Genomic DNA, 6,888 nt, shown 5'->3' with positions numbered 1-6,888 from the left:
CGCTCGACTTGCATGTATTAGGCACGCCGCCAGCGTTCGTCCTGAGCCAGGATCAAACTCTCCAAATTGGTGTTTGACTTGCTCAATACTTAACTAGCTATTTTAAAACATTATCGGATCGACGTGATCCATTTGTTCAGTTTTCAAAGAACTTGTTTGTCACAATTTGTCGTGACAAGAAATGATATTATCATCTTCATTCGACGCTGTCAACCGTTTGTTTCACATTTGTTTGTGACTCATTCAGTTGTGCCTGTGTCTCAGAAGCGACAAGAAATAATATATCACTTAGCCAATTAGATTACAAGTTGAAAAATTTTACAAATAACGACTTTGTTTTATCCGTATTTCATGGTTTTCGACACATCCACCGACACTGATCGATTTATGAACGAAACTCACCTCCACACCCACCCGCTAGAGGGGTGTAGAAATCTCCATATCACTTGAATAGAAAAGACCTATCGAAAATAGGACTCAAGGATCCTACCATGGCTTGTTGCGCTTTTCAAAAAACAGCATCCTCAATCCATTGCTGTTGAACCGAAATAACAGGAAAATGTCCAGCTAATTTGCCGATGCGGCGAAAGTATACTCATTTAACTGGAATACCTCCAGTTAAATGAAGCATTTTCACCCCCTTCCCCTAAATTCGGATGATTAACGGGAGCAATTCCTTCTAATCATTGATTTCGCCTGAGATCTTTAGGAATAACGGGAGTTTTTCCTGTTAAGCATGCGCGATGGCATTGTTAATCACTCGAATAGAAAAAAGAAAACGAGCGCTTAGAATCGCTTCTAAGGCTCGTTTACGTCTTGGCATTTCTATTCAAATCCTCTATTCCTTTGCATACTCCCCATGAACCTGCTAACTCTAAGCAGTTGTTTCGCCAAGAAGACGCATTAGCTCCGCTTCTTCTTCAATAACCGTAATGCCAAGCTCCCTAGCCTTCGTCAACTTGCTTCCTGCGCTTTCACCTGCGATGACGAAATCGGTTTTTTTGGAGACGCTGCCTGAAATTTTAGCCCCGCAAGCCTCAAGCAGCTTTGCCGCTTCATCCCTGGACATCGTTGGCAGCGTTCCGGTCAGAACGACGGTCTTCCCGCTGAACACACTGTCGTTTCTCGCAACCAGCTGCTGCTCGGCTTCCGCTTTTACGCCCAGCTCGCGCATTCTGGCAATGCTTGCGATAATGATCGGATCGTTAAAGAATCCAACGATGCTCTCCGCCACGATGCCCCCGATATCAGGAAGCGCTACAAGCTCCTCCGCTTCAGCCTGCATAATGGCATCAAGATTGCCATAATGGTCAGCCAGCATCTTCGTCGTCGCTTTTCCTGTATTCGGAATGCCCAGCGCAAATAAGAACGACGCCAATTCCCGCTCCTTCGATTTCTCGAAAGCCGCGAGCAGCTTAAGTGCCTTCTTCTCGCCGAACCGCTCAAGCTTAATAAGGTCATCGTAGGTTAGGGCATACAAATCCGCAGGATCGCGCACTTCACAGTCCTTGTAAAGCTGATCCGCCGTCATTACGCTGAACGTATCGATATCCATCGCATCCCGTGACGCGAAATGCGTAATACGACCGATAATTTGCGGCTGGCAGCCTAGCTTGTTATTGCAGAATAGATGAGCCCCGCGTTGTTCAAGCTCCGTGCCGCAGGATGGACAAACGGTTGGGAATTCAATTTCCACGCCCGGCTCCTCATCTGCCTTGCCCAATATCTCTGGAATAACATCATTTGAGCGTCGGATCGTCACGAGCGTGCCCAAAGCATGCTTGAGGTTTTTGCGTTCGATATCGCCGATATTGTTGAGCGTACAGTTCTGAACGGTTACCCCTGCAAGCTCAACAGCCTCTACGCGTGCGACCGGCGTTATTTTGCCCGTACGGCCAACCTCCCACGATACCGATTCGAGCACCGTAGTTGTTTCTTCCGCTTCGAATTTAAAGGCAACTGCCCAGCGTGGAAACTTGTCCGTGTAGCCTAGCGCTTCACGCGTACGCATGTCTACCACTTTAATAACAGCACCATCTATTAGAAAATCAAGCTGCTCGCGCTGCTCCGTCACCCGGACCAGCTCTTCCTGCACCTCTTCAATCGTGTTCTGATAAGTCACGTAAGGATTCACCTTAAATCGGTTATCCTTTAGAAACTGCTGCATTTCGCGATGATCTGCAAAGGCTACTCCGTCGGCATAGCCGATATTATAGAAGAATGCATTCAGCTTTCGCTGAGCCGTAACCGCTGGATTAAGATTTCGCAGTGCTCCCGCCGCAGCATTCCGAGCGTTTTTGAGCGGCTCAACTGCCGTTTCATTGTATTTTGCCAGCACGGAAAGCTGCATAATGCCCTCACCTTGCACTTCGATAATCCCGTCGTTAAAAGGTATGGTGAGCGGCACCGAACGAATCGTCCGTACCTGCTGCAGGATTCCTTCTCCAACCGTACCGTTTCCGCGTGTCGCCGCCTGTACAAGCTGTCCGTCTTCATAGGTTAGATTAAGCGTCAGGCCGTCAAACTTCAGCTCCACCACATAGGTTGGCTGCGGCAGCGGCTCTTCTTCCGGATGCTTTGCGTTGTAATCGGCAACAGCTTTGAGCAGCCTCGTATTCCATGTGAGCAGGTCCTCGGCATTTTGCGCCTTATCCAGACTCCATAAGCGAGCGCGATGCTTGTAAGGATCAAAGCCCTTGAGCAGTTCCCCGCCTACACGCTGAGTCGGCGATTCAGGCAATATGACGCCAGATGCCGCTTCGAGCGCGACGAGCTCGTCATAAAGCTTGTCGTAGTCTGCATCATTAATAGCGGGCTGATCAAGCGTGTAGTAGAGATAATTATGCTCGGTAATAATCGCAACAAGCTGTTGCATCCTCTCTAATTGAGCGTTCACGGGAGGCTCCTCCTTCTAATCGTCCAAAGTAGCTAATTCATTTTTACACTTTTGTTATAGGTGCAAAGCCTGCAAGCAATCGCTTTATGCCGACCGGAGCCGGGAATGCGATGTTAAGCTCCATGTCCTTGCCCGTCCCTTTGACGGAGACAATGACGCCAATGCCCCACTTGCCATGCGATACTCTCTCGCCAGTGGCAAACGTTCCCGGCGCGGCATCGCCCGCCGCGCCGCCGCTCTGGGCCGCCCGAGCGGCATCCTGCAACGGCGTGCTCACCCGCACGCCGCCGCCTCTGCCGCCCATCGCGGCTGGGCCCGTTCCCCCCATACCTGGGGAACGGCTTCCTGCGGCGCCGCTAGCAGGCCCGCGCCCAGCAATGCCGCGGCTTGCGCCGCCCTGCGCCGCTGCGCCGGTTCCGCCCGTAACGCTGACGCCGCCGCTCCTTGCGCCGCCAGCGCCCGCACGCGAGTAGCCGCCGCTGCCGCTAGAAGCTCCTTCTCTCACGCTCTCCGGTATTTCCTGCAAAAACCGGGACGGCATATTGCTATTCGTACGGCCAAACAACGTGCGCATGCGAGCGCAAGTCAGATACAGCCGCTTCTCGGCGCGGGTAATGCCCACGTATGCAAGGCGGCGCTCCTCCTCAAGCTCCTCGTTGTCCGCAAGCGCACGGCTATGAGGAAATACGCTTTCCTCCATGCCTATGATAAAGACGACAGGGAACTCAAGCCCCTTCGCGCTATGCATCGTCATCAAGGTGATGGCATCCTTGTTCTTTTCCGCTTCTTCTTCCTCTTTGTTTAAGGAATCAATGTCGGCAATCAACGCAAGGTCCGTCAGAAACGCTACGAGCGTCCGATCCTCGTTGCGCTTCTCAAAATCCATCGTAACGGACAGGAACTCATCGATATTTTCAAGGCGCGCCTTCGACTCCAGCGTGTTCTCCTGATGCAGCTCCATGCGGTACTGCGACAGCTCCAGCACCTTCTCGGTAAGCTCGGTCACCGATAAATATTCAACCATCCTTGTAAGATTGTCGATCATCTCATAAAACTCGCGAAGCAGCGTGCGCGTTCTTCCGTTCACTTCGACCTCGCCAAGATTGTTCAGGACGCGATAAATCGAGGTGCCCCGTCTAGCCGCTTCATCCGCAAGCTTCCCAACCGTCGTATCGCCGATGCCCCGCTTCGGCACATTGATAATCCGCACTAAGCTTATATCGTCATCCGGATTGGAAACCAGCTTCAAATATCCGAGCAAATCCTTGATCTCTTTGCGATCGTAGAACTTTATGCCGCCGACGATTTGATAAGGAATATCGGATTTGATCAAAATTTCCTCGATTACCCGCGACTGCGCATTTGTACGGTACAATATGGCATGATCGGCAAATTTATAGCTTTTATTCACATTTTTACGAATTTCCCCGGTTACAAAATAACCTTCATCATGCTCCGTGTCCGCTTGGTAGAGGGAAATGAGATCCCCGGCGCCTTGATCCGTCCACAGCTTCTTCGGCTTCCTGCCAGAGTTGAGCTTGATAACCGCATTCGCAGCATCCAAAATGTTCGCTGTCGAACGATAGTTTTGCTCCAGCATAATCGTCCGCGCCTCGGGATAATCGCCTTCGAAATTCAAAATGTTCGTAATGTCGGCACCGCGCCACCGATAGATCGACTGATCGCTGTCGCCGACTACGCATATGTTATGATGCTTATCCGCCAGCATGCGCGTCAGCATGTATTGCGCCCTATTCGTATCCTGATACTCATCCACGTGAATGAACCGGAACTTGTTCTGGTAAAACTCAAGCACCTCGGGTACATCCTTGAACAATTGAATCGTCATCATAATCAGATCGTCGAAGTCCAGCGAGTTGTTGCTTCTCAGCTTCTTCTGGTATTTCGTAAACACCTGGGCGACGATGCCCTCAAAATAATCGCCGACCTTCTGCTCATATTGCTCCGGCGAGATCAGCTCATTCTTCGCTCCGCTGATAGCGGCTTGAACGGCCTTTGGCTCAAACTTCTTGGTATCGATGTTCATATCCTTCATGCAGCCGCGGATAACCGAGAGCTGGTCCGAGGAATCCAATATCGAGAAGCTGGACGTGAAGCCGATCCGATCGATATCTCTGCGGAGAATGCGTACGCACATCGAGTGAAAGGTGGACACCCAAATATCCCGGCCCGATGGTCCAACTAGCGCACTTACCCGATCCTGCATTTCCCGTGACGCTTTATTCGTAAAGGTGATGGCGAGAATACTCCATGGCGCCACACGCTTCTTCTCTATTAAGTAAGCAATTCGATGTGTCAGTACGCGAGTCTTGCCGCTTCCCGCTCCAGCCATAATAAGCAGCGGCCCGTCCGTTGTCTGAACGGCTTCCCGCTGCGGCGGATTCAGCTTCTGCACCGCCTGCTCGATACTTATATAATTCAACATGCTCCGACTCCTTTGTTCGCATATGTTCGCCTCTTCTCAGTGTAGACAACGGCCACTCCTGTGTCAATTTGAGATATTAGGAAAGCAGCCTTCCTTTAGCCAGAAAATACAACAATGCATGCGAGCCTTACAAGAGGGCATCGCAAACAAGCATGTTGAGAAGGGACCCATAACCTATCCCTGTTTCAGCTGCGTATAAAGCTGCTCATATAGCGCCTTTGTGCGTAATTCCGGCTCGATCTTCAGATCCTTGCGGACCAGCTCCTCAAAAGCTTCATAATAGCGCTGAAGCGCCGCCTTGTCATTCAGCTTTTTGTAGGCTAGAAGCATTTGACGGCAAATCTCATCGGAATACGGCTCTCTTTCTTGCAGCTCATTCAGCCGAAGCACCGCTTGGGAGCCTCTTCCGATCTCAAGCTCATAGGCAGCAACAGCGATCACGATCTGCATATATAAACGACGGAGCTGCTCACGCCTCGCAAGGACCCATACGCAATCAAGCTCCTCCAAGTAATCGCCGCGGTACAAGGCAAGCAAGCTTTCATAATATTTTAAGTTTTGCTCTGTTAGCATCGGCTGCTCGGCTGCCTTCTCGAACAGCTCCGTATCCATAATAAGGTTCTCTATTGTAAGGCGATAGCAGTTCCGCTCAAACTCCACCTTGATATTCGGCATCCAATCCTTAAGAAGCTTGCGGACTTGATAAATGGATGTATGTAAATGATTGATTGCCTTATCCGGTGCATAGTCCGACCATAGCGTTTCGATAATTTGGTCTTTGTCCAGCCATTTTCCTTTGTGATGAAGCAAATAGGCGAACAGCTCATGCGACTTTAACGTTCTCCATTTAAAGGGCTCTGCCCGATCAGGCGAGCTGCGCAGCACAAGCTTTCCGAGGCAAAGGATTTGTGCTCCTTCATCCAGAGCCGCCGAGTAATCCGCTTGAACTTCAAAGCGTACAGCATCGGCGGTAATCCGATCAATCGTCTTCGCGAGACGAGCCGGATATACTGGCTTCAGCAAATAATCCAACGCCTGAACCTCGAAAGCCTCAACCGCATATTCGGAGAAAGCCGTCACGAATACAATAGTAATCGCGCTATCCATTTGCTGAATATATTCCGCGGCTTCCAAGCCATTTATATCAGGCATTTCGATATCCAAAAATACGATATCCGCCTTCTCTTGCGCCAGATGCACCTTGCCTTCCGCAAATGTCGTGAATTTGCCTCTGATCTCGATGCGGCCATCCGCAACAAGCAGCCGCTCAAGCTGAAGCAGCGCAGGTTTTTCATCATCGATAAGAATCGCTTTCAAAATAATCCCTCCTTGCACTTGCCGTTAAACATCCATTGATTTTCGCAATCGTAATCGCAAGGCTCTCCGTTATTCCTTCACCCTCGCGTCTTAACAACTGAAGCCCTTTGGCATACTAGGCAACCTGCCGCTTATGGATATTGCGAAGCCCTGCCTCTTTTTAGCATGAGACTATGGTTCAAATATGGTTATTAGTGCATTATACAAAAAATGAAGCTTCATTTGCGTC

At 50.2% G+C, this 6,888-nt stretch carries 3 protein-coding genes and 1 rRNA gene; all 4 read right to left on the bottom strand.

The window, feature by feature from the left end:
- Positions 1–68 (bottom strand): 16S ribosomal RNA (locus tag HI950_RS18705); the annotation flags it as partial.
- Between the two features lie 806 nt (positions 69–874).
- On the bottom strand, positions 875–2,875 hold the full coding sequence (gene ligA / locus HI950_RS18700; RefSeq protein WP_169084786.1) for an NAD-dependent DNA ligase LigA: 2,001 nt from the start codon (positions 2,873–2,875) through the stop codon (positions 875–877).
- A gap of 64 nt (positions 2,876–2,939) precedes the next feature.
- Positions 2,940–5,342: a DNA helicase PcrA gene (pcrA, locus tag HI950_RS18695; RefSeq protein ID WP_169084692.1), complete on the bottom strand. Its 2,403-nt coding sequence runs from the start codon at positions 5,340–5,342 to the stop codon at positions 2,940–2,942.
- Positions 5,343–5,516: 174 nt separating this feature from the next.
- Positions 5,517–6,659: a response regulator gene (locus tag HI950_RS18690; protein WP_169084690.1), complete on the bottom strand. Its 1,143-nt coding sequence runs from the start codon at positions 6,657–6,659 to the stop codon at positions 5,517–5,519.
- Between the last annotated feature and the right edge of the window lie 229 nt (positions 6,660–6,888).

This window comes from Paenibacillus sp. PL91 (assembly GCF_012935325.2).
In the GTDB taxonomy this organism is placed as follows: domain Bacteria; phylum Bacillota; class Bacilli; order Paenibacillales; family Paenibacillaceae; genus Pristimantibacillus.
The sequence above is the reverse complement of the archived record's forward strand: the minus strand, read 5'-3'. Positions and strand labels throughout refer to the sequence as shown.

What these genes read in the sequence shown, in the direction of transcription:
- pcrA (WP_169084692.1), bottom strand. Translation starts at nt 5,342, where the DNA reads ATGTTGAATTATATAAGTATCGAGCAGGCGGTGCAGAAGCTGAATCCG.
- ligA (WP_169084786.1), bottom strand. Translation starts at nt 2,875, where the DNA reads ATGCAACAGCTTGTTGCGATTATTACCGAGCATAATTATCTCTACTAC.